The following is a 23171-nucleotide window of genomic DNA, read 5'->3' on the forward strand; positions in this document are numbered from 1 at the left end:
ATCGTGCGATCAGATGAGAAGTGCCCTGCGCCCGCGATATTGCGCAGCGCCAGCCGGTTCCAGTGGTCCGCATCGCGATAAGCGTGATCCACCTCGGCCTGCGCGGCAAGGTAGCTGTCAAAATCCGAGGCCACGAGAAAGGGATCACTGTTCCAGACCGAGTCCACCAGCCCCGCGTAGCGCCCCGGCTCATCCGGGCTGAACCGCCCCTCAACGATCATCTGCAAAATATCGCGCAGTGGCTGGCTCGCCTCAATCGCCTTGCGGGCGTGCCCCTCCAGTTGGGAGCGCTGCTGAACCTCGCCAGCATCCATCCCGAAGAGGAAAAAGTTTTCTGGGCCCACCTGCTCACGGATCTCCACATTGGCCCCATCCAGCGTGCCAATCGTCAGCGCACCGTTCATGGTGAACTTCATGTTGCCCGTGCCCGAGGCTTCCTTGCCCGCGGTCGAAATCTGCTCTGAAAGGTCGGTCGCCGGGATCAGCCGCTGCGCCATCGAAACGTTGTAATTGGCCGGGTAAATCACCTTCAGCAAATCGCCCACCACGGGGTCGGCGTTGATGGTGGCGGCCACATCGTTGATGAAGCGCACAATGTCCTTGGCCACAAAATACCCCGGCGCCGCCTTGCCGCCGAATATCTTCACCCGTGGCACCCAATCGCCCTGCGGGTTCGCGCGGATTGCCGACCAGCGGGCGATTGTCTCGAAGACGTTAAGCAACTGGCGTTTGTATTCATGCATCCGCTTCACCTGCACATCAAACATCGCACTCGGGTCCAGCGAAACGCCAAGCTGCTCCGCCGCCCAGTTTGACAGCGCCACCTTGTTTTGCCGTTTTGCCGCGCCGATCGCATCGCGCACGGCCGGGTCATTTTCATGTGCGCCAAGCTCGGCCAAGCGGCCCAGATCATCCTCCCAGCCGAGACCAATCGTGTCACTCAACACGCGTGACAGGGCGGGGTTTGATAGCCTGAGCCAGCGGCGCGGTGTTACCCCGTTGGTCTGGTTCAAAATACGCTGTGGGTATAGCCTGTTCAACCCGGCAAAAACCGTCTGCTGCATCAGATCTGTGTGCAGAGCCGAAACCCCGTTCACATGCGCGGCCATCACAAAGGCCAGCGTGCCCATATGCACCTGATCGTGGTGCACAATCGCCAGATCTTCGCCGCAGCCCGTTGCCGCCTGATGCTCTGCATCTATCCGCTCGATAATCTGCATATGGCGCGGCAAGACCCGGCCCATGAGCCAGGTTGACCACGTTTCCAGCGCCTCGGGCAGCAGCGTGTGGTTGGTGTAATTCAAACAACCTTGCGCCAGCCGTCTGGCCTCGTCCCACCCCAGCCCGTGCACATCCACCAACAAGCGGATCAGCTCTGGTCCGGCCAGCGCCGGGTGGGTGTCATTCATCTGGATCGCCACCTTTTCGGGCAGCAGGGCAAGATCATCATACTCGCTCAGGAACCGGCGCAGAATGTCCTGCAAGGCCGCCGAAGTGAGGAAATACTCCTGCTTCAAGCGCAGCTCCTTGCCGCTTTCGGTGGTGTCTTCGGGGTAAAGCACCCGCGACAGGGTGCGCGCCAGCGTTTCAGGCGCCGCCGCCGCCGTGTGATCGCCCGAGTTGAACCGCCCCAGATCAAACAGCTCGGTCGGATGCGCGCCCCAGAGCCGCAGCGTATTGGCCCATTTGCCCTGCCAGCCCACCACCGGCATGTCATAGGCGCGGGCATAAACCGTTTCCGCCGGATGCCAGACCGCGCCGCCATCCCCCTCCTCAACGTACCCCTTGAAGGGGATGGTGTAGCGGGCTTCCGGGCGCTCAAACTCCCACGGATGGGGCAGGTTCAGCCAATCCTCCGGGTGCTCCACCTGCCGCCCGCCCTCAAACCGCTGGCGAAACAGCCCGTGCTCGTAACGAATGCCATAGCCATGCGCCGGGCAGGCCAGGGTCGACATGCTTTCCAGAAAACACGCCGCCAAGCGGCCAAGGCCCCCGTTGCCCAAAGCGGCGTCAGGCTCGTCTTCGATCACCGCCTCCAGTGCGATCCCCTCTTCGGCCAGCACCGTTTCAATGGTGTCGCGCAACCCCAAGTTCACCATCGCATCCTCAAGGATCCGGCCAATCAGAAACTCCATCGACAGGTAATAAACCCGCTTGCCCTGCGCCTCATAGGTCTTGCGGGTGGCAGCAAACCACGGCTCGATCAGGATATCGCGCACGGAGTGGCTCACCGCCATGCGCCAGTCATAAAGGCTGGCGTGGGCCTTATCCTTGCCAAGCGTATAGGTCAGATGCCGGGTGATACGCAGGCGCAACGCCTCAGCAGACAGATCATTCATGGCATTCATCAGGGCAGTCCCGTGTGGTTCATCGGCAAGCCAACCCCGCTTCACCAGCCGTGGGGCCAAAAGGATCGTCGCGCCGCTCTCCCCCGCATCCAATAAAAACCCCTGGAGTGCGAGGGGGCCACCGCGCCCGGGCCAATGCCTCAAGGGGGCTGCCGTATTTGCGCAACACCGAAAACCGGCACCGCCTCGCCCGCCAGACCCGCCCCCCCCCAAGCGAACATCCCCGCAGGTCAGGTGATTACATCAGGCTCTTCACGCCCGGTTCTGGCCACCAGATCCGAAAGCGCCAACGCCGCCGCGCGCACATCCGCTAGCGCCTCCTCGGGGGGCATATCAAGCCGCGCCGGATCGGTTTCCAACTGTTCCAGATAAAGCCGGATCGTTGCCCCCTCGGTCCCGGTCCCAGAAAGGCGAAACACCGCCCGCGCGCCGTTGGTGAAGGCAATCCGCAGGCCCTGCCCGCTGGAGTGTGAGCCATCAACCGGATCGTCATAGGCAAACTCATCCGCGCTTTCCACGGTCAACCCCGCCACCGATTTGCCCGCCAGCCTGGGAAATTCGGCGCGCAGCGCGTCGATCATCCCGTTGGCCCTGGCGCTCTCCACATCCTCGTAATCGTGGCGCGAGTAGTAGCAGCGCCCATGGCTTTTCCAAAGATCGGCCATCAATTCTGCAACGCTCTGCTTGCTCTCCGCCAGAATGTTGAGCCAGAGCAACACCGCCCACAGCCCGTCCTTCTCGCGCACATGGTCTGAGCCGGTGCCGGCACTTTCCTCGCCACAGAGCGTCACCTTGCCGGCATCCAGCAGGTTGCCAAAAAACTTCCAGCCGGTCGGCGTTTCATAGCAGGCAATGCCAAGGCTCTCGGCCACCCGGTCCACCGCCCGCGAGGTCGGCATCGAGCGCGCCACCCCGGCCAGCCCATCCTTGTAGCCCGGTGCCAAATGCGCCTTGGCGGTGAGCAGCGCCAGGCTGTCAGACGGGGTGACATAAGCGTTACGCCCCACGATCATGTTGCGATCCCCGTCACCATCAGAGGCCGCACCGAAATCTGGCGAAGCGGGGCCATACATCCGCTCCATCAGATCCTTGGCCCAAATCGGGTTGGGATCAGGGTGGCCACCGCCAAAGTCGGGGCTGGGCACACCGTTCACCACCGTGCCCGCCGCCGCACCCAGACGGCGCTCAAGGATCGCGTGCGCATAGGGGCCGGTCACCGCATGCATCGCATCAAAGCTCATGGTGAACCCGCTGGCAAAAAGCGCGCGGATCTTATCAAAATCAAACAGGGTTTCCATCAACGCGGCGTAATCTTCCACTGGGTCAACGATCTCAACGGCCATGTCCTGCACGCTTACGGTGCCCAGCGTATCAAGGTCCACATTCGCGCAGGCGGTGATGTGATAGATGTCAATTTCCTTGGTTCGCTCAAAGATCCGGTCGGTCACCGCCTCGCTCGCCGGGCCGCCATTTGGACCGTTATATTTCAACCCGAAATCGGCGTTCGGGCCACCGGGGTTGTGGCTGGCCGACAGGATCAGGCCGCCATCGGCCTTGCGCTTGCGAATAAGGTTTGAAACCGCCGGGGTCGAAAGGATGCCCCCCCGCCCAACGATGCACTTCGCCGCGCCATTGGCCACCGCCATCCGCAGGATGATGTGAATGGCGTCATCGTTGAAATACCGCCCATCGCCGCCCACCACGAGCGTTTTGCCCTCCACGCCGCCGATCCCGTCAAAGATTGATTGAACGTAGTTTTCCAGATAGCGCGGACGCTTGAAAACAGCCGTTTTCTTGCGCAGCCCGCTGGTGCCGGGCTTCTGGCCTTCAATTGGATCTGTCCGAACTGTGTGCATGGGCATGGCCCGTCCCCTCCATCTGTGTTTTCCGGCGCAGCCAGCCTTGGCCGCGGTGTTACTGCGCCGTCTCGTGCGAAAACACGACAACGGCATCGGCGGCAACCTGCATCCCTTCCGTCACCATGATCGCATCATCCTGACTGGTATCAAACCGGCGCACCCACGTGCCGCCCTCGGGCAGCGCGGGCGGAACAATCTCCACCGCCTCGCCCCGGTTCAGCACAACCAGCAGCGCCCCTTCGCGCTGCACATACTCCGGCGTGCCAGAGGCCATGCGCATTTCAGCCACGATGATATCAAGCTCGGGGTTGTCCCAGTCTTCCTGCCGCATTGCCTCTCCATTGGCACGGCGCCAAAACAGATCAGGCTCGCCGTCCAGCAACCTTTGGCGCGAGTGGAGAAACCGCTTTTGGCGCAACAGCGGGTGCATCCGGCGAAACGAAATCGCCTGCTGGCAGAAGGTGAAGAACGGATCTTCCTCCTCAGGCCATGTGACCCAGCCAATCTCGTTGTCCTGACAATAGGTGTTGTTGTTGCCGCCTTGCGAATTGCTCACCTCATCGCCCGCCAAAATCATCGGCGTGCCTTGCGAAAGCATCAGCGTCGCCATCAGATTGCGCTTGCGCCTTATACGCGCGGCGATGATCTCAGGGTCATCGGTCGGGCCTTCGACGCCCATGTTGTCAGAGTGATTGTTGGAGTGGCCATCGCGGTTGTCTTCGCCGTTGGCCAGGTTGTGCTTGGTCGAATAGCTGACCATATCGTGCAGCGTGAACCCATCATGCGCCGTCAGGAAGTTGAGCGACGAGGTGGCCGAACGCCCGTCATGGTCAAAGAACTCGGCCGAGCCAGCAAGGCGCGAGGCCATCGCCGGAACCTTGCCCTTGTCGCCGCGCCAAAACTGCCGCGTGTCGTCGCGAAACGCATCATTCCATTCGGCAAAGGGCGCGGGGTAAGCGCCAAGCTGGTAGCCGCCGGGGCCAATATCCCAAGGCTCCGCGATCAGCTTCACAGAGTTCAGCACCGGGTCTTGCGCGATGGCGCGAAAGAACGGCCCGTCCCGCTCAAAGCCCTGCCGCGTGCGCCCCAGCGTGGTGCACAGATCAAAGCGGAACCCATCCACATGCATCACCTCCACCCAATAGCGCAGCGAATCCATGACCAGGCGGTTCACGAAGGGGTTTTCAAAATCCAGCGTGTTGCCGCAGCCCGCATCGTCGATATAATAGCGCCGGTCATCGGCCAGCCGGTAGTAACTGGCGTTGTCCAGCCCGCGAAAGTTCAGGGTTGGGCCCATCTCGCTGCCCTCGGCGGTGTGGTTGTAAACCACATCAAGGATCACCTCGATCCCGGCCTCGTGAAACCGCTGCACCATCTGCTGAAACTCAGCAATATCAGCGCCTTGCATATAGCGCGGATCGGGGGCGAAGAACCCGTAGGTCATGTAGCCCCAGTAGTTCGTCAGCCCCCTGTCGAGCAGGAATTTCTCGTTGAGGAAGGCCTGCACCGGCAGCAGCTCGATCGTCGTCACGCCAAGGGTGTTCAGGTGGTCAAGGATCGGGTCTGATGCCATCGCCAGATAGGAGCCGCGCCGCTCGATATCCTTGCGCCCCGCCGTCAACCCTTTGACATGCGCCTCATAGATCAGCGTGTTTTCCAGCTTGTGTCTGGGGCGCGGCCCGTCGTGCCACTGAAACACCGGATCGGTGACGATACAGCGCGGCATATAGGGCGCGCTGTCGGTCGTATCAAAGCTCAGGTCGCGGTCTTCATGGCCGGTTTGGTAGCCAAACAGCGCCTCGTTCCACCTTGGGTGCCCGGTGAGGCTTTTGGCATAGGGATCAATCAGCAGCTTGTAGGGGTTGAAGCGGTGGCCGTCTTTCGGCTCATACGGCCCGTCCATCCGGTAGCCATATTGCTGGCCCGCCTTCATACCGGGGAAATAGCCGTGCCAGATATGGCCCTCCCGCTCCGGCAACGGCACCACCTCGTGTTCGCGGCCGTCTTCGTCAAACAGGCACAGCATCACCCGCGTTGCATGGCGCGAGAAAACGGCAAAGTTGACCCCGCCCTCATCCACCGTTGCGCCCAGCGGCGCGGGGCTGCCCGGCTGAACCGGCGCGGCGGGGCCGCTCACGTTTTGGCCTCCATCAGCGCCTCGTAAATTCCATGGTATTCTGCCGCCGAGGCCGCCCAGCCCACCGGTTGCTTCATCGCGTTGCGCTGCATCGCGCTCCACACCTTGGGTTGCGCATAAAGCTCACCAAGCCGGACAAAGGCATTGCCCAGCGCCTGCGCGGTGATCGGGAAAAACTGCACCCCGGTCGCCACCCCGACCGTCAGCGCGGCGGGCGAGGCGTTGATCACCGTATCGGCCAGCCCCCCCGTCAACGCGACCAGCGGCAGGGTGCCGTAGCGCAGCCCGTAAAGCTGCGTCAACCCACATGGCTCAAACCGCGAGGGCACCAAAATCGCATCGCCCCCCGCCATCATCCGGTGTGAAAGTGCCTCGTCATAGCCGATCTTCACCGCCACATTGGAGTGCGTCGCCGCCGCCTCCAACAGGGCAACCTCCAGCTTGGGATCGCCCGAGCCAAGCAGCGCAAGCTGCCCGCCCTGCTCCAGCAAATGCGGCAGCGCCTCAAGCAACAGATCAATGCCCTTCTGCTCGGTCAGCCTTGACACCAACACACAGAGCGGGCCATCGGCCTTGCCCAAGCCAAATGTCTTTTGCAGCGCTTTCTTGTTGGCCGCTTTGCCCGCCGCCGTGGTGTAGGGCTTGATGTTGGGGTCCTCTGCCGGGTTCCAAACCGCCTCGTCGATCCCGTTGACAATGCCAATCAGATCCGCCTGACGGTGGCGCAGTATCCCGTCCATCCCGATGCCAAACTCCGGTGTCAGCAACTCCTCGGCATAGGTCCGCGATACGGTTGTGATCCGCGCTGCCCCCGCCAGCCCGGCCTTCAGCGCCGAGATTTGTCCCCAGAATTCAAAGTGATCGGCGTTAAACCGGCCCGCATCCAGCCGCAAGGCCGCCAGCCTCTCTGCCCCGGTATTGCCGTGAAAGGCGATGTTGTGAACGGTAAACACGAAAGGCGTGGCCACCTCCATCGCATGCAAATATTCCGGCGTCAGCCCGGCCTGCCAATCATGGCCATGCACGATATCGGGCTGCCAGCCCGCCGCCCCGCTCTTGGCAATCCCCGCCGCCACATAGCACAGCGCGGCAAAGCGTTCGGGGTTGTCAGGCCAGTCCGCGCCCGTTGGCGTGTTATAAATCCCGCCATCCCGGTCATACAAATGCGGCGCATCCAGCAGCAACAGATCAAGCCCGGCCATCTCGCAGGCCCGCAGCTTGGCCGCCCCGCCAAACAGGTCTTTGTAGGTTTCAACAACCCTGGTTTTGCCGAGGTGTTTCAGGATGCTGCGATAGCCCGGCAACAGCACGCGCACCTCGTCGCCGCAGTCCGCCAGCGCGGCAGGCAAGGCCCCCGCCACATCCGCCAGACCACCAGTTTTGATCAGCGGCGCGCACTCTGAAACGACGAACAACACCTTTGTCATGAGGCAGCGGCTTTCTTGTCCAGCATGGTCTGGGAGATCAGCGTTGTGCCGCGCTCGGTGACGCGGAACCACTTTGCATCCTCGGTGTGATCCTCGCCCACCACCAGCCCCTCGGGGATGATTACACCGCCATCAATCACCACCTGCCGCAGCCGCGCCGAGCGGTTGACGACCACGCCGGGCAGCAGCACCGCATGGTCCATCACCGCGTAGGAATTGGTGTGCACATTGGTAAACAGCACCGAATTTCGCACCTCCGTCCCTGAAACAATGCACCCGCCAGACACCATCGACGAAATCGCCATGCCGCGCCTGTCACGCTCATCGTGGATAAACTTCGCAGGCGGCACGCTCTCGTTATAGGTCCAGATCGGCCAGCTTTTGTCCCAGAGGTCCAACTCGGGGGTAAAGTTGGTAAGGTCTATATGCGCCTGCCAGAAGGCATCCACCGTGCCTACGTCTTTCCAGTAGGCGGGCGCGCCCTGATCGCGCACGCAGCTTTCGTCAAACCGATGCGCCATCGCCTTGCCGTTCTTCACGATCTCCGGGATCAGATCATTGCCAAAATCATTGGTCGACTCCGCGTCCTCAGCGTCTTTTTGCAAAAGATCGCGCAGGAATTTCCAGTCAAACACGTAAATCCCCATCGAGGCGAGCGCCATGGCCGGGTCTTCCGGGGTGCCCGGCGGGTCGTCCGGCTTTTCGAGGAAACTGGTGATCCGCCCGGCCTTGTCAGTGTCCATCACCCCAAAGGCCGAGGCCTCCTCGCGCGGCACCGTCAGGCAGCCCACGGTCACATCGGCACCGGATTCCACATGCTGGCGCAGCATGATCTCGTAATCCATCTTGTAAATATGGTCGCCCGCCAGAATGATCACATAATCAACGTCGTAGCTGTCAACGATGTCGATGTTCTGGGTCACCGCATCGGCTGTGCCCTTATACCAACTCTCAGTGCCGCCGCGCTGCGACGCGGGCAGCACATCGAGAAATTCATTGCGCTCGGCCCTCAGGAAGTTCCAGCCGCGCTGCAAATGCCGGATCAGGCTGTGCGCCTTGTATTGCGTGGCAATCGCCATCTTGCGGATGCCGGAATTCAGCGCGTTCGAGAGGGCAAAGTCAATGATCCGCCCCTTGCCGCCAAACGGCACCGCAGGTTTCACCCGCCTGTCCGTCAATTCCTTGAGGCGGCTGCCGCGCCCTCCGGCAAGCACGAAAACCATTGATCTGTGGGTCAACCTTTGTGTCCGCATGGCGGTTCCTCCCCTTAAGTCCGTGTTCAATCGCGCAGCCTCAAAATGACAACCGATAAGGGTGGCAGCGTGAGCCGCACCGATTGCGCATGGCCGTCACATGGCTCCTGCACCGCCTCGACTCCGCCCATGTTGCCACGGTTTTCGCCGCCGTAGATGGCCGCGTCACTGTTCAAAACCTCTTCCCAGAAGCCCGGCGCGGGCACCCCCACCCTAAAGCTCAACCTCTCAACCGGGGTAAAGTTGCACATCACCACCACCGGCGCGTCACCCTCTGCGCCAAAGCGGGCAAACCCGATAGTGGATTGCGCCGGATCGTTATGCAGCCAGGCAAACCCCTCGGGCAGGCAATCCCCCACATGCAGCGCCGGGGTGGCGCAATAAAGCGCGTTCAGATCACGCACCAGCTGCTGCACCCCCTTGTTGGCAGGCCGGTCCGCCGCGCCCCAATTCAGCTCGCCGTCATGGATCCACTCCTCGGGCTGGGCAAATTCACAGCCCATGAACAGCAGCTTCTTGCCGGGATGCGCCCACATGAAAGCATAATAGGCCCGCAGATTGGCGAACTTCTCCCAGTCGCTCCCCGGCATCTTCTCGATCATCGAGCCTTTGCCATGCACCACCTCGTCATGGCTGATCGGCAGGATGAAATTCTCGGTGAAGGCCCAATCAATCGGGAAGGTCATCAGGTGGTGATCGTGCCGGCGATGGATCGGGTCTTTTTCCATGTAGCGCAGCGTGTCGTTCATCCAGCCCATGTTCCACTTGTAGCCAAAGCCAAGCCCGCCACCGTGAACCGGCTGTGACACGCCGGGAAACGAGGTGCTTTCCTCGGCCACCGTCATCACGCTGGCATCGGCCCCGTAAACTGCGGTGTTCATCTCCTGCAAAAAGGCAATAGCCTCGTAATTCTCGCGCCCGCCGTCCTTGTTGGGCACCCACTCGCCCGCTTCGCGCGAATAATCGCGGTACAGCATTGAGGCCACCGCATCCACGCGCAGCCCATCAAGGTGATATTCTTCCATCCAATACAGGGCGTTGGACACGAGGTAGTTCTTCACCTCGCGCCGCCCGTAATTATAAATCAGCGTGTTCCAATCCTGGTGAAAGCCCTCGCGCGGGTCGGCGTGTTCATAAAGCGCCGTGCCGTCAAACTGCACCAGCCCGTGCTCGTCGGTCGGGAAATGCCCCGGCACCCAATCGAGCAGCACGCCGATATCTGCCGCATGGGCGGCTTCCACAAAATCCCTGAACTCATGCGGCGGGCCAAAGCGGATCGTCGGCGCAAACAGCCCCACCGGCTGATAGCCCCAGGAGCCATCAAACGGAAACTCCGAGATCGGCAGCAGCTCGATATGGGTGAACCCCATGAACTTGGCGTATCCCACCAGATCGCGGGCCAGCTCCTTATAGCTCAGCGGTCGCCCGCCGTCGTCATAGCGCCGCCGCCATGACCCAAGATGCACCTCGTAAATGCTGATCGCGCTGGCCCGGCTAGCCCGCTCTGCCCGCTCGGCCATCCAGCCCGCATCCTTCCAGCCATAGCCCTCGATATCCCGCACGACCGAGGCCTTTTCCGGCGGATGCTGCGAGCCAAAGCCAACCGGATCAGCCTTGAGCGCAAGCCCCCCCTCCGCGCCGACGATCTCATATTTGTAAAGCGCGCCCTCGCCCACACCGGGCAAAAACACCTCCCAAACGCCGGTCTCCCCCGCGCGTCGCATCGGGTGGCGCCGCCCATCCCACTGGTTGAACTCCCCCACCACGCTCACGCGCCGCGCATTCGGCGCCCAAACCGCAAAGTGAACCCCATCGAGCTTTTTGTGCCGCGTCACATGCGCCCCAAGCACCCGCCACAGCTCCTTGTGGGTGCCTTCGCTCAGCAGGTATTGGTCAAAATCGGTGAGAATGGGATCAAGCGCAAAGGGATCGTCGATCTCGTGCAGCGTGCCATCGCCGTTTCGCACCTTCAGCCGATACGCCCCGCCCGCAACGGGGCCGCAAAACACATCGCCCCCCACGCGCGGCAGCGCCGTTTCCCTGCCCCCCACAACCGCGCTCACCTCTGCGGCATCGGGCATAAAGCTGGTGATCCATCGCCGATTGCCGCTTTTATGCGGACCAAGCACATCAAAGGGCGCTGCGTGGTTTCCGCTGTTCAGCGCGGCGATATCCGCCTCGGTCAGAAAATCGGGTAAGCGCGAGGAGGGCTTTGGTCCGGCGTCACGCTCTGGCATTCACGACCCCCCACAATATCAATCCCATGGCCGCAAATTCAGCGCCAATGCAGGACCGAACTCAAGCACAGAGACACATCCAAGGTCAACAGACAGCAAAGAGGCGGCCATCTCCTCGGGCGCACCCATCCGCCAACAGAGGCGAAGGCCCCCGCGAGCCGCTCAATGGGCGGCGCATCCAAATGGAAAGCCTCCTGCACAGCCCCCTTTCGCCCCCTAAATCCGGCAGCCCAAAGTGCAGATCAATTTTCTTTCTGCCCTTTATGCCAGTAAAATCAAAGCCCTACCGCAAGCTCACGCTTCCGTGAAAAACCAAACCCGCCGGTCACCCCGTAGTCCTGTTCATAAGCTGCCCGGCATGGAGCAGCTAACCAACTGAGAGGATATTCTAACAATGACCTTCGCCAAAACAATCGCCCTCACCGCCGTCGCCGCCCTCACCGCAGGCAGCGCCTTCGCCATGAACCCCGAAGTCGGCGGTGCCAAGATGTACGAAGACAAGAACATCATCGAAAACGCCGTGAACTCCGCCGATCACACCACCCTCGTGGCTGCCGTAAAAGCCGCCGGCTTGGTTGAAACGCTCTCCGGCGAAGGTCCCTTCACCGTGTTCGCCCCGACCAACGCCGCCTTTGCCGCGCTGCCCGCAGGCACCGTTGAAACCCTTCTGAAGCCGGAAAACAAGGCCCAGCTCACCAAGATCCTCACCTGCCACGTTGTCGCCGCTGATGCGATGTCGGCTGTGATCAACCAGATGATCGAAGACGATAACGGCACCCACCCCGTGCAAACCGTTGGCGGCTGTGTCTTCACCGCCGAGAAGCTGGGCAACAACATCGTGATGCGTGATGAAAACGGCGGCACCGCCACCGTAACCATCGCCGACGTCGATCAGTCCAACGGCGTGATCCACGTCATCGATGGCGTCCTTCTCCCCAAGATGTAAGTCCCTCCCGGTCGACTTGCTCAGCCCCGCTCCCGGCCCCTGTGCCAAGGCGGGGCACCCGCACCATCCCGGCCCTGTCGGGGTGGTGCAATCAATTCAGCATCCTATATCAAGTGCGATGGAGGAACCCCCAATGAACCGCCGCCACCTCATTTTCACAGGCCTTGCCGCAAGCCTTAGCCCCTCGTTACTCAGAGCCGCCGAGGGCAAGTTCGAAGTCACGCGCTCGAAGGCCGAGTGGCAGGCGATGTTGAGCGATCTTGAGTATGAGGTGATGCGCGAAGAAGGCACCGAACGCGCCTTCACCTCCCCGCTGGACGATGAAAAGCGGGCAGGCCAGTTCCTGTGCAAAGGCTGCGATCTGCCGCTTTATGCCTCCGAAACCAAATATGATAGCGGCACCGGCTGGCCAAGTTTCTATCAGGCCCTGCCCGGCGCGGTCAAAACCAAGGAAGACCGCCGCCTCTTTTCTGTGCGCACCGAAGTGCACTGCCGCCGCTGCGGCTCTCACCTCGGTCACATCTTCGATGATGGGCCACAACCCACCGGCAAACGGCACTGTCTCAACGGCGTCAGCCTTGTATTTCAGCCCAGCGCCGCTTGACCCTGCCCACCGCTTCATCGCATTCTGTAATGTGTAATATGAGATCGGAGCACATGGACGCACCAGCCCTTAACGACCAAAAAGGCAATGCCAACCCGCGCGAAATGGAGGCAAACGCCCGCCGCGCGGCGGAATTTCTCAAGACGCTCTCCCACGAGGGCCGGCTGATGATCCTGTGCCATCTGGCCGATGGCGAAAAATCCGTGACAGAGCTGGAAGCCCTGCTGGATTGCCGCCAATCCGCTGTCAGCCAGCAACTCGCGCGGTTGCGCTCGGAAAGGCTTGTCAGCCCGCGCCGGGATGGCAAAACCGTCTATTACGCCCTGGCGGATGACCGCGCCCGCGCCGCCGTTGGTCTGATGTACGATCTTTTCTGCACCTGATCCGCGCCTGACCATCACGCAGCCGCCGCGATGGTGACGAGCGTCGTCACCATCGGCCACACCAGCACCGCACCACCTGCGGCTGGCCTTTGGCTATTGCCTTAGCCAAGGAGCGGCGTCACAGCAAAAAGCGCCCCGCTGGTGCTTGGCACCGGGGGGCGCTTTTCACGCCTCATGAAAAATGGTCTCACGCCCCGCGCGCGCCACCGGGGCGCGCAGAGAAGCAAGCGCCGCTCGCCGCTTCAGCTGCGCGAGAGCAACGCACCCGGTCGCGCCCGCGCCAGCGCCTGTGTCACCAACCCGGCCAAAACCGCCTTGATCAGATCACCGGGCACAAAGGGAACCCCCGCCACCAGCGCGGCTTCCAACGGGCCTGCGGGCTTCGTCACCATGTACCAGGGCAAGGCCACGCCATAAAGCGCCACAATGCCCCCCGCCACGGCAGCAACCGAGGCGGCCACCGCGACCGGCCCGCGCATCTTTTCCATGACCAACCCGGCCACAAATGCCGCCACCGGGAAGCCGACGAAAAAGCCGGCCCAAGGGGTCATAAGCACCCCCGGCCCGCCACGCCCGCCAGCCAGCAAAGGCAGGCCAATCAGCACCAGCAGGCAGAACAGCGCGGCCGCCAGAAAGCCCCGCTTCGCGCCCAGAACCGTGCCGCACAGCATGATCCCCAGCGTCTGCGCCGTGATCGGAATGCCCGAGGCCAGCGTCAGCTTGGGCACCAGCCCCAATACCGCGATGAGCGCCGCGAAAAGCGCGATCATCACAAGGTCTTTCTCGTTAATTTTCTTGGTCATTTTCCTGTTCCTCCGGCCATTCCGCCACGCGCTCTCAGCGCCTCTGCTACACGGTCTGCATCATCCATCGCCAGCCCCGCCAGCGGCGCGGCAATCCGCCAGCCTGCGCGGCGGTGGCGTGACCGCGCCCGCCAGCTTTCGCCAAGCGCGCGGCCCTTCTCGCCTAGCACCGGGATAAACCGGATCGCCAGCGGAATAGCAAGCTCCAGCCCACGCGTCTTCACCCCAAGCGCGCGCAACGGCGCGAGCGCCCAGTGCAAGAAGCCCAGCATCTCCGAAAGCGGCGTCACCATGGTCACAAGGTTGGCCAATGCCACCGCCGAGACCAGCCGTAATACCACTACCGCGCCCTCAACCGGCGTCCACGTCACCACATGAAACGCCGCGATGAGCACCGCGAAGAGCGCCACGGGCCTTAGCGCCGCCACCCCGGCGCGGGCAAATCTGGCCCCCGGCAGCGCGTAAAGCGCCATCACCACCGCCAGCCCGGCAACCTGCCCCCACAGGCTGCCGAGGGCAAAAAGCACAATGGTGGCCAACGCCAGAAGCCCCAGCTTCAGCCCGGCTCTCAGCCCGTGGTAAGGGGTCTTAACCGGCGAGGTCAGTGCCAGCATCCTCGCCCTCCATCGCCGTGGTGAATTCTGCCAAAACCTGTGCCGCAGGCCCATCCGCCCTGATCCCGCCCGCCTCCAGCCAGATCACCCGGTCAAAGCCCGCCAGCGCCGCCGGATCATGGGTGATCAGCACCACCTGCTGCTTGAGCCGGGCAATCTCGCGGTGCAGGGCGCGCACCGTGGGGATATCAAGCCCCGCAAATGGCTCATCCAGCAGCAGCCGTTTCGGAGCCATCGCCAGCACGGCGATGAGGCACAGCAAATGCCTTTGCCCGCCCGAAAGCTCTCCCACCGGGCGGCCCTCCCAATGCGCCTTGCCATGCTCGGCCAAGGCCGCCCTTGCCGCGCCTTTCGGGTCACTCACGCCCATCTGCGCAAGGCCAAAGGCCACCTCCTCACCGCAAGTCGGAAAGATGATCTGGTGATCGGGGTTCTGGAAGAGGATTCCCACCTCCCGCAGCGCCGCCGCGCGGTCCGCGTAGATATCTTCGCCATTCACCTGCACGCTGCCGCAGGTTGGCGCGATCAACCCGGCCATCAGCCGCGCCAGCGTGGATTTGCCCGAGCCATTGCGCCCCACAATCCCAATCCGCCGCTCAACCAGGCACAGCGTCAAAGGGGCCAAAATCTCGCGGCTTTCCACGGCGTAGCCCGCCCCATCCAGCTCTATCGCATCCGCCTCGCCCATCGCGCACATCTCCTTCGCCCGCCGCCTAGCAGATCGGCTTGGTGTGGTCCACTGCCGCTAATCCGACTAAATTAATCGGAATTGACATACCCTAGCAAATTGCTCAGGATAGCCTCGAATCCCAGCCACCCCTGCGGGGCCAGCCCGGAACGCACGACCAAGACAAACCCCGCAACCCAAAGGTGGACCCATGAGAACCGCGCCACATGATGTGCCCCCCTTCCGCAGCTTGCTGCAACAGTTCTTCACCGCACACTACCGCCGCCCCAAGCGCCTGCTTGACCGTGCCTTCACGGAGCCGCGGCCATGAACGCGATGTCCCCTCCGCAGCAAACCCTTCCCAGCCACGATGCCCGCACCCTCACCGGCGGCGGCGTGCAGGCGGTGATCGAACTCGACGGGCAAATGTATTTCCTGCGCATCACCCGCGCCGGCAAGCTGATCCTGACAAAATGAAGCACGCCTCCTTCCCCCACGCCCCGCCACCGCGCGGCACCGCACCCGTGGGCCGCATGAGCGACCTTGCGCCACCAGACATCGCCGCCATCACCTACCTGCGCATGTGGCAGGCCGGGGCGGCAGAGGCCGTGGGCGAGGATTTTTCGCTGATGCTGGGTCGTGACGGGGCCGAGGCGATCCACGCTTTTGCGCGCCTCACCAGCTCAATCACACACCTGCCCACCCATAGCCCCGGCTGCCCGGCGCTTGGCGGGGCGGAAAGCGCCTTTGCCGGGCTGCTGGCCTGCGCGGCCTCGGGCGATGAAGACGCCGCGATGACCTATGCACTCCACCTCACCTCCGGCCACCCGCCGCTTCAAATCCTTGCTCTGGCAGCGCGGGTCGGGCTGGCGCTGGCCCATATGGCCCGCCACCTCGCGCAGCCCTCCGGCCCACGCCACACTCCAACGCCAACGCGACACTAACCACCAAAAAACAGGACCAGCCAACAGATGCTCTCTACCATTCGCAAGACCCTTCTCATCACCGCCGCAGCGGCCCCCCTGCCTGCCTTCGCAGGCCCTGCGGAGGTGCTCACCACCTACGCCGAAATCGCCGAGGCCGGGTATGAGGACAGCCTCGCAACCGCGCAAACCCTGCGCAGCTCTGTCGAGGCGCTGCTCGCAGACCCCTCCGATGTCACGCTCAACGCCGCCCGCGCCGCCTGGCTGAAAGCCCGCGTGCCTTACCAGCAAACCGAGGTTTTCCGCTTTGGCAATCCGATCGTTGATGACTGGGAAGGCAAGGTCAACGCATGGCCGCTCGATGAGGGCCTGATCGACTATGTCGAAGGCGCTGGCCCGTCTGATGAAAACCCGCTCGCCGGGCTGAACGTGATCGCCCACCCCAGCCTCACCATCTCGGGCAAGGAGATCGACGCCAGCACCATCACCCCGGCTCTGCTCTCCGATACCCTGCACGAGGCCGATGAGATCGAGGCCAATGTCGCCACCGGCTACCACGCCATCGAATTTCTGCTCTGGGGCCAGGACCTGAACGGCACCGAACATGGCGCAGGCACCCGCCCGGCCACCGATTACGCCAGCGGCGACGCCTGCACCAATGGCAACTGTGATCGCCGCGCCGCCTATCTCAAGGCCGCCACCGATCTGCTGATCTCCGACCTCACCTTCATGGCCGCCCAATGGGTCGAAGGCGGCGCCGCCCGCGAGGCCGTCACAGCCGATGAAACCGCCGGTCTCACGGCCATCCTCACCGGCATGGGCTCGCTGTCTTACGGCGAGCAGGCCGGCGAGCGGATGAAGCTTGGCGTCATGCTGAACGACCCCGAGGAAGAGCATGATTGCTTCTCCGACAACACCCACAACTCGCACTACTACGACGGGCTTGGTATCCAGAACGTCTACCTTGGTGAATACCAGCGCGTCGATGGCACAGTGGTCTCCGGCGAGGGTCTCACCGATCTTCTGGCCGAGGTTGACCCGGCGCTTGATGCGCAGATGAAAGCCGACCTTGCCCATACCATGCGCGAGCTTGGCCAGATCAAAACCGCCGCCGAGGCCGGCACTTCCTATGACCAGATGCTCGCCGCCGGAAACACCGCTGGCGAAGAGCTGATCATGGGCGCGGTCGATGCACTTGTGGCCCAAACCCGCTCGATCGAGCGCACCGTCACCGCGCTGGGCCTCACCGGGATATCGGTTGAAGGTTCCGATAGCCTCGATTCCCCCGAAGCCGTGTTCCAGTAAACCGAGCACCCTGCCAACCCCGCCCAGCGCCCAAGGACACCCCCCATGATCGTCTGCTCCTGCCAACACATCAGTGACCGCGACATCCACGCCGCAGTTGACTGGATGCGCGCCGCTGACGCTGATACGATCATCACACCGGGCAAGGTCTACCGGGCGCTGGGAAAACAAGCCGATTGCGGCGGCTGCATGCCGCTCTTTCTGGCCACCATGCGCAGCAACACCAACACGAAGGTTCCCGCCATTTTGCGCGGGCTTCACACCGAACGACATCAAAACAAAGGATAAAACCCATGAAGGGCGACGCAAAGGTTATCGACTACCTTAACGCAGCACTCAAAAGCGAACTCACAGCCGTCAACCAATATTGGCTGCACTTTCGAATGCAGGAAGATATGGGCCTCAAGGGTCTCGCCGCCAAAAGCCGCGAAGAAAGCATCGAAGAGATGCACCACGCCGACAAGCTGATCGAGCGCATCCTCTTCCTCGAAGGCCTGCCCAACCTGCAAAAGCTCGACAGCCTGCGCATCGGTGAAAACCCCAAGGAAATGCTGGAGGCAGATCTCGCCGCCGAGCACGAGGCCCGCACCCTTTACAAGGAAGCGCGTGACCATTGCGAAAGCGTCGGCGACTACGTCACCAAAAACCTGTTTGAAGAGCTGATGGCCGATGAAGAAGGCCATATCGACTTCCTCGAAACCCAGCTTGCCCTGCACGAACGTGTGGGTGATGCCAACTATGCCCAGCTCAATGCGGGCACGGCGGCTGACGCCGAGTAGGCCCTTTTTCGCCTGCGGCAACCTCCGCCACACCATAAAAGCACTGCCCTCGCCCTCCTGCCTTACGGGAGGGCGAGGGGCAATTGTCTCAGCAATAGCAAGACCTCCCCCCCATGACCCAGCTTTCCCACGGCCCCCGTTCCCGTCTCCACGGTCCCCGCTCCCTTGGCCTGCTGCTTGCGGCGCTCTCAATGGCCCTCCCCGCCAGTGCGCAAAGCCTCGACGATCCGCACCTGCCGCTCATCCCCCGCCCGCCAGAAGAGGCCGCCCGCGTGGCGACTGTCACCGCGCCCACCACCGATTTCACCGCCGCTGAGCCGTTTGAGGCCAATCCCGGCGGCGCGGCCTCGGTGCGCCGCCGCGCCAACGCCGATGCCTTCTCCCAGCCCTCCAACAACATCAGCTTCGAGCGCGAGCTTGGTTTCAAGCTCGGCAACGGGCTGTTTCGTAAGCTCTGGGTGTCCTCGCCCTCCTCCACGCTGGCCTCGGATGGGCTTGGCCCGCTGTATAACGCACGCTCCTGCCAGCGCTGCCACCTCAAGGATGGTCGCGGCCACCCGCCGGAAGGCCCCGAGGATGAGGCCACTTCGATGTTCCTGCGCATTTCCGTGCCCGGCACCCCCGAGGACGCCATTGCCGAAATCGCCGACTATATCGCCACCCTGCCAGAGCCGCATTACGGGGGCCAAATCCAGGACCACGCCCTGCCCGGCGTCCCCGCCGAAGGGAAAATGCAGATCACCTATGAGGCGCGTGAGGTGGCCCTTTCCGGCGGTGAAACCGCCACCCTGCGCGCGCCCACCTACGCTCTCGCCTCCCCCGGCTACGGCCCGCTTGCGCCCGATGCCATGCTCAGCCCTCGCGTCGCCCCGCAAATGATCGGCCTCGGCCTGCTGGAGGCCGTGCCCGCCGCCGACATCCTCGCCGGGGCCGACCCCGATGATGCCGATGGCGATGGCATCTCCGGTCGCGCCCAGATCGTCTGGTCGGTGGCGCATGACGCGCCCATGCTTGGCCGCTTTGGCCTCAAGGCGGGCAACCCGACCATCCTTGAGCAATCCGCCTCCGCCTTCGCGGGCGATATCGGCATCTCCAACCCGCTGTTCCCCGCAGGCTACGGCGAGTGCATGACAGCGCAGGCCGAATGCCAGAAAGCCCCCCATGGCGATGGTGATGCGCGTGGCTTCGAGATTGATGGCGAAGGGCTTGATCTTGTTACCTTCTACAGCCGCAACCTCGCCGTGCCCGCCCGCACAAAGGCGAATGATCCAACCGTGCTGCGCGGCAAACAGGTGTTCTATGATACCGGCTGCACCGGCTGCCACACGCCCAAGTTCGTCACCCACCGGCTGGCGGACCGCCCCGAGCAAAGCTTCCAGCTGATCTGGCCCTATAGTGACCTTCTCCTGCACGACATGGGCGAAGGCTTGGCTGACAATCGCCCCGAGGCCCGCGCCACCGGGCAAGAATGGCGCACCCCGCCGCTCTGGGGCATCGGCCTCACCCAGCAGGTCTCGGGCCACACGTACTTTTTGCATGATGGCCGCGCCCGCTCCCTGCTCGAGGCCTTGCTCTGGCACGGTGGCGAGGCCCAGCCTCAGCGTGATGCGGTAGTTGACATGCCCCCCGAAGACCGCGCAGCCCTGATCAAATTTCTGGAGTCCCTCTGATGCTGCGCTTTACACGCCCCCTCGCCGCAGGGCTGCTCACCGCGCTGTTCTCATTCAGCGCCGCCCAGGCCGGGGTGGGCGAGGCGATCGAGCAACACATCCTGCCCCGCCACACGGCCTTTGCCAAAGCGGCTGAAGCCCTCTCAACCCAAGCCAAGGCCGATTGCACCGCCACGGCCATGCAGCCCGCTTATAACGCCGCCTTTGATGGCTGGATCGGCGTGCAGCACCTCGCCCTTGGCCCTCTGCAAGACCTTGGCGGCCCGCTTGCCTTGGGCTTCTGGCCCGACGCCAAAGGCTTCACCCCCCGCCAACTCACCGCCTTGCTGAAGGCCAAAACCCCAGATGCCACCACCCCCCAGGGCTTCTCTCACCAGTCCATCGCGGTGCAGGGCTTTTTCGCGCTGGAGCGGATGCTCTATGATGACGCCTTGAGCAGCTATACCAAAGGCAGCTATTCCTGCGCCGTGGTGCAGGCAATGGCACGCGACATTGCGCAAAAGGCCACCACGCTCGCCACCAATTGGCCCGCCCACGCCACGCTCCTGCTCACCGCAGGCGACGCGGGCAACGCCACTTACCTCTCCCGCGACGAGGCCGCACAGGCGCTGTTCACCGCGCTGGTCTCGGGCATCGAATATAACGATTACGTCCGCCTCGCCCGCCCCTTGGGCTCGTTCGAGCGCCCCCGCCCTACCCGCGCCGAGGCGTGGCGCTCTGATCGCACCCAGCGCAACCTCGCCCTCTCCCTCGCCGCGCTTGATGAGTTCGCCGTGAAGCTTTCTGATGGAGCCGCCACCGAAACCCACAAGCTTTTCACTGATGCCAGGGCCTGGCTCGCCAATCTCGATGAACCGCGCTTTGCCGGGGTCGCCGATCCGGTCGCCCGCATGGGGATCGAAAGCCTCACCTCCTACCTTGACCTGCTGAAAGAAACTGCCGCCGCCGAAGTGGGCGATCACCTTGGCGTTGGACAGGGCTTCAACGCGCTCGACGGCGATTAAGCCCATCCCGCACCAAGCACAAACCACCACGGAAACCGCCGCATGACCACCCGCCGCACCTTCCTCGCCTCTCTCGCGGCCGCCGCCGCCGCGCCGCGCGCCACATGGGCCGATGCCGGCGCGCCCGCCGTCCTCGCCGCGGGCCGCGATGCCTCCGGCAACTACACCCTCTCCGGCCTCTCCTCTCAGGGCGCGGAGCGTTTCCGCATTTCCCTTCCCAGCCGGGGCCACGCCGCCGCCGCCCACCCCACGCGCCCGCAAGCCGTAGCCTTCGCCCGCCGCCCCGGCCGCTTTGCGCGGGTGGTTGATTGCCCGTCCGGCCAGATCGACGCCCGCCTCGACGCCCCCGAAGGCCGCCACTTCTATGGCCACGGTGCTTTCCTCCATGGCGGCGAAATGCTGGCCACCTCCGAGAATGACATCGCCACCGGCGCAGGCGTGATCGGCCTCTGGGCCCCAGATGAAGGCTACACGCGGATCGGTGAGTTTGCCTCCGGCGGCATCGGCCCGCATGAAATCCTCGCGCTCGCCCAGGACCGTCTGGTGATCGCCAATGGCGGCATCCGCACCCACCCCGACAGCGGGCGCGAAAAGCTGAACCTGCCCACCATGCGCCCCAACCTCAGCCTCGCCTCGCCCGAGCGCGGCGTGCTCGATCAGGCCGAGCTTGCGCCTGAGTTGCACTTGTCCTCCATCCGCCACATCGCGCTCGGCCCGGCAGGCCAGATCGCCCTTGCAATGCAATGGCAGGGCGATGTGATGGACGCGGGCCCCCTGCTCGGCCTCTGGACCCCAGGCACCCCGCCCCACCTTTGCGAAGCCCCGCCGCTGCGGCAAATGGCAATGCAGGGCTACGCCGGGTCCGTGGCCTTTTCCGGTGACGGTAAGGCCGTCGCCATTTCCTCGCCACGCGGCGGCGAAGTGCAGATTTTTGAGGCCGCCACCGGCAGCTTCCTCAACCACTGGCAACGCCCCGACACCTGCGGCCTCGCCCCCCTCGGCACTGGCTTCCTCACATCTGATGGCGCGGGCGGCATGATGGCGCTCGATACCACCGGCAAAGCCCGCCTCCTCGCCCACCACCCAACAGCTTGGGACAATCATATCATCCCGCTGAACCAGGCATGATTGGCAAGCTTCCCGCTAAAGAAGCCGCCCCAATAAAAGCCCCGCGATGTCGCACATGTCTTTGATACACCACCGGCTTTGACGACCTTTTGTTCGAAATCGGCAAACTCAAGCTTTCACTCCCGCGAAGACAATGCGACGCTCCTTCGACCACGGGACGAACACCGGATAATCGCAACCGAGATCTCCCGCAGATTGGACCGAGACAGCAAATTCTTGACCAGTCCGCGCTAGCCATGTTCGCGCGTTCCAGTGCTGCCTTGAGCAAAGCCGCAAAGTTAATGACGCGTGGATGCGCCGCACGCGCTTTTGCACATGGCAGTTACGCGCAAATGAGGCTTGCACCGCGCCGCCACCCCACCCCTAGACAGAACATTTAGCGAACACTATCCTCCCCCCATGCTCAACAACGCCCCACACCGCCCCGGCCCCACCCTTGCCATCGCGGGCGAATTTACCCTCGCCCAAGGCCGCGCCCATGAGGCCTGCGGCCCATCACGCCACATCCTGGCCCTCGCCACCGCCAGCGCCACCCACGGCCCGGTGCTCTGGGTTGCGCCCGCATGGACAACCGAACGCCTCTGCGGCGATGGCATCGCCCGCTGGATTGACCCCGCCCGCCTCGTGCTGATCCACCCCAGCCGCACGGCAAACCTCTTGTGGTGCACCGAAGAAGCCCTGCGCTCCGGTGCTCTGTCGCTGGTGGTGACAGAGCTTCCCGAGCCCCCTGGCCTCACCCCGGTTCGCCGCCTGCACCTCGCCTGCGAAGCGAGCAGAACCGGAAAATCCGCCGCAACCTCGCTGCTGCTCACCCCCGGCGAGGGCGGCGCTGCGGGGGTGGAAAGCCGCTGGCATGCCACCCCACACCACAGCCGCCACCTGAGCCAATGGCAACTCTCCCGCCACCGCGCCCGCACTGCTACCCCGGCAACATGGCTCCTCACCCACCCCGCGCCACGCACACGCCCCACACTCTTACCACTCCCCACACAACACGCCGCCTGACCGGCTTCGCGGCGCCTCGTAGCCTCGCTCCGCTCGGACCCTCAAGTCGCTGCGCGCCTTGCCCTCTCTCAACGCTCGT

21 protein-coding genes are annotated in these 23171 nt (G+C 63.4%); 12 read left to right on the top strand and 9 right to left on the bottom strand.

Translation table 11 applies throughout. The annotated features are described in order from the left end of the window. The 6 genes from P1U55_RS04575 to glgB form a co-directional block, all read right to left on the bottom strand. A partial coding sequence (locus P1U55_RS04575; RefSeq protein ID WP_301046329.1) for a glycogen/starch/alpha-glucan phosphorylase occupies positions 1 to 2348 on the bottom strand: 2348 nt, incomplete at its 3' end. A gap of 230 nt (positions 2349 to 2578) precedes the next feature. Continuing rightward, positions 2579 to 4210, bottom strand: a complete 1632-nt coding sequence (locus P1U55_RS04580) for an alpha-D-glucose phosphate-specific phosphoglucomutase (RefSeq protein WP_301046330.1) — start codon at positions 4208 to 4210, stop codon at positions 2579 to 2581. 52 nt (positions 4211 to 4262) lie between these two features. Then, positions 4263 to 6344 (bottom strand): glycogen debranching protein GlgX, encoded by a 2082-nt coding sequence (gene glgX, locus P1U55_RS04585; RefSeq protein WP_301046331.1) that lies wholly within the window; start codon positions 6342 to 6344, stop codon positions 4263 to 4265. After that, entirely contained in the window at positions 6341 to 7771 is a 1431-nt protein-coding gene (glgA, locus tag P1U55_RS04590; protein ID WP_301046332.1) for a glycogen synthase GlgA, read from the bottom strand. Before glgA ends, glgX begins: the two co-directional genes overlap by 4 nt. Beyond that, positions 7768 to 9024 (bottom strand): glucose-1-phosphate adenylyltransferase, encoded by a 1257-nt coding sequence (gene glgC, locus P1U55_RS04595; RefSeq protein WP_301046333.1) that lies wholly within the window; start codon positions 9022 to 9024, stop codon positions 7768 to 7770. Before glgC ends, glgA begins: the two co-directional genes overlap by 4 nt. Positions 9025 to 9050: 26 nt before the next feature. Next, a complete protein-coding gene (gene glgB, locus P1U55_RS04600; RefSeq protein WP_301046334.1) occupies positions 9051 to 11261 on the bottom strand; it encodes a 1,4-alpha-glucan branching protein GlgB in 2211 nt (736 codons plus the stop codon). A 394-nt stretch (positions 11262 to 11655) separates the two neighbouring features. On the opposite strand from glgB, the gene P1U55_RS04605 reads away from it, so the two are divergent. The 3 genes from P1U55_RS04605 to P1U55_RS04615 all read left to right on the top strand — a co-directional run bounded on the left by P1U55_RS04605 (position 11656) and on the right by P1U55_RS04615 (position 13194). Then, positions 11656 to 12207, top strand: a complete 552-nt coding sequence (locus tag P1U55_RS04605) for a fasciclin domain-containing protein (RefSeq protein ID WP_301046335.1) — start codon at positions 11656 to 11658, stop codon at positions 12205 to 12207. A 133-nt stretch (positions 12208 to 12340) separates the two neighbouring features. Beyond that, complete coding sequence (gene msrB / locus P1U55_RS04610; RefSeq protein ID WP_301046336.1) at positions 12341 to 12811, top strand: peptide-methionine (R)-S-oxide reductase MsrB; 471 nt, start codon at positions 12341 to 12343, stop codon at positions 12809 to 12811. 104 nt (positions 12812 to 12915) lie between these two features. After that, positions 12916 to 13194, top strand: a complete 279-nt coding sequence (locus tag P1U55_RS04615; protein WP_301046404.1) for a metalloregulator ArsR/SmtB family transcription factor — start codon at positions 12916 to 12918, stop codon at positions 13192 to 13194. Between the two features lie 242 nt (positions 13195 to 13436). On the opposite strand, the gene P1U55_RS04620 is transcribed toward P1U55_RS04615, so the two are convergent. From P1U55_RS04620 to P1U55_RS04630, 3 genes are read right to left on the bottom strand one after another with little or no spacing between them, the layout of a single operon-like run. Beyond that, positions 13437 to 13997: a biotin transporter BioY gene (locus P1U55_RS04620; RefSeq protein ID WP_301046337.1), complete on the bottom strand. Its 561-nt coding sequence runs from the start codon at positions 13995 to 13997 to the stop codon at positions 13437 to 13439. Continuing rightward, entirely contained in the window at positions 13994 to 14611 is a 618-nt protein-coding gene (locus P1U55_RS04625) for an energy-coupling factor transporter transmembrane component T (protein ID WP_301046338.1), read from the bottom strand. Before P1U55_RS04625 ends, P1U55_RS04620 begins: the two co-directional genes overlap by 4 nt. Continuing rightward, positions 14586 to 15299 carry an ABC transporter ATP-binding protein gene (locus P1U55_RS04630; RefSeq protein WP_301046339.1) on the bottom strand — a complete coding sequence of 238 codons (714 nt, stop codon included), beginning with the start codon at positions 15297 to 15299 and terminating at the stop codon, positions 14586 to 14588. The genes P1U55_RS04625 and P1U55_RS04630 overlap by 26 nt, the downstream gene beginning before the upstream one ends. Before the next feature lie 306 nt (positions 15300 to 15605). Between P1U55_RS04630 and P1U55_RS04635 the strand changes: the two genes are divergently transcribed. The 9 genes from P1U55_RS04635 to P1U55_RS04675 all read left to right on the top strand — a co-directional run bounded on the left by P1U55_RS04635 (position 15606) and on the right by P1U55_RS04675 (position 23092). Next, on the top strand, positions 15606 to 15755 hold the full coding sequence (locus tag P1U55_RS04635; protein WP_301046340.1) for a hemin uptake protein HemP: 150 nt from the start codon (positions 15606 to 15608) through the stop codon (positions 15753 to 15755). A 56-nt stretch (positions 15756 to 15811) separates the two neighbouring features. After that, positions 15812 to 16222 carry a hypothetical protein gene (locus tag P1U55_RS04640; protein WP_301046341.1) on the top strand — a complete coding sequence of 137 codons (411 nt, stop codon included), beginning with the start codon at positions 15812 to 15814 and terminating at the stop codon, positions 16220 to 16222. A gap of 27 nt (positions 16223 to 16249) precedes the next feature. Continuing rightward, positions 16250 to 17506, top strand: a complete 1257-nt coding sequence (locus tag P1U55_RS04645; RefSeq protein ID WP_301046342.1) for an imelysin family protein — start codon at positions 16250 to 16252, stop codon at positions 17504 to 17506. A 45-nt stretch (positions 17507 to 17551) separates the two neighbouring features. After that, a complete protein-coding gene (locus tag P1U55_RS04650; RefSeq protein WP_366943017.1) occupies positions 17552 to 17794 on the top strand; it encodes a (2Fe-2S)-binding protein in 243 nt (80 codons plus the stop codon). A 5-nt stretch (positions 17795 to 17799) separates the two neighbouring features. After that, the gene (gene bfr / locus P1U55_RS04655; RefSeq protein WP_301046343.1) at positions 17800 to 18285 is read left to right on the top strand and encodes a bacterioferritin; all 486 of its coding nucleotides are present in this window, start codon (positions 17800 to 17802) and stop codon (positions 18283 to 18285) included. Between the two features lie 191 nt (positions 18286 to 18476). Then, a complete protein-coding gene (locus P1U55_RS04660) occupies positions 18477 to 19955 on the top strand; it encodes a di-heme oxidoredictase family protein (RefSeq protein WP_301046344.1) in 1479 nt (492 codons plus the stop codon). After that, positions 19955 to 20959 carry an imelysin family protein gene (locus tag P1U55_RS04665; RefSeq protein WP_301046345.1) on the top strand — a complete coding sequence of 335 codons (1005 nt, stop codon included), beginning with the start codon at positions 19955 to 19957 and terminating at the stop codon, positions 20957 to 20959. The genes P1U55_RS04660 and P1U55_RS04665 overlap by 1 nt, the downstream gene beginning before the upstream one ends. Before the next feature lie 42 nt (positions 20960 to 21001). Beyond that, positions 21002 to 22087 (top strand): DUF1513 domain-containing protein, encoded by a 1086-nt coding sequence (locus P1U55_RS04670; RefSeq protein WP_301046346.1) that lies wholly within the window; start codon positions 21002 to 21004, stop codon positions 22085 to 22087. Between the two features lie 399 nt (positions 22088 to 22486). Beyond that, the gene (locus P1U55_RS04675) at positions 22487 to 23092 is read left to right on the top strand and encodes a hypothetical protein (protein WP_301046348.1); all 606 of its coding nucleotides are present in this window, start codon (positions 22487 to 22489) and stop codon (positions 23090 to 23092) included. Positions 23093 to 23171: the final 79 nt, after the last annotated feature.

Source organism: Vannielia sp. (genome assembly GCF_029212645.1).
Classification (GTDB): Bacteria; Pseudomonadota; Alphaproteobacteria; order Rhodobacterales; family Rhodobacteraceae; genus Vannielia.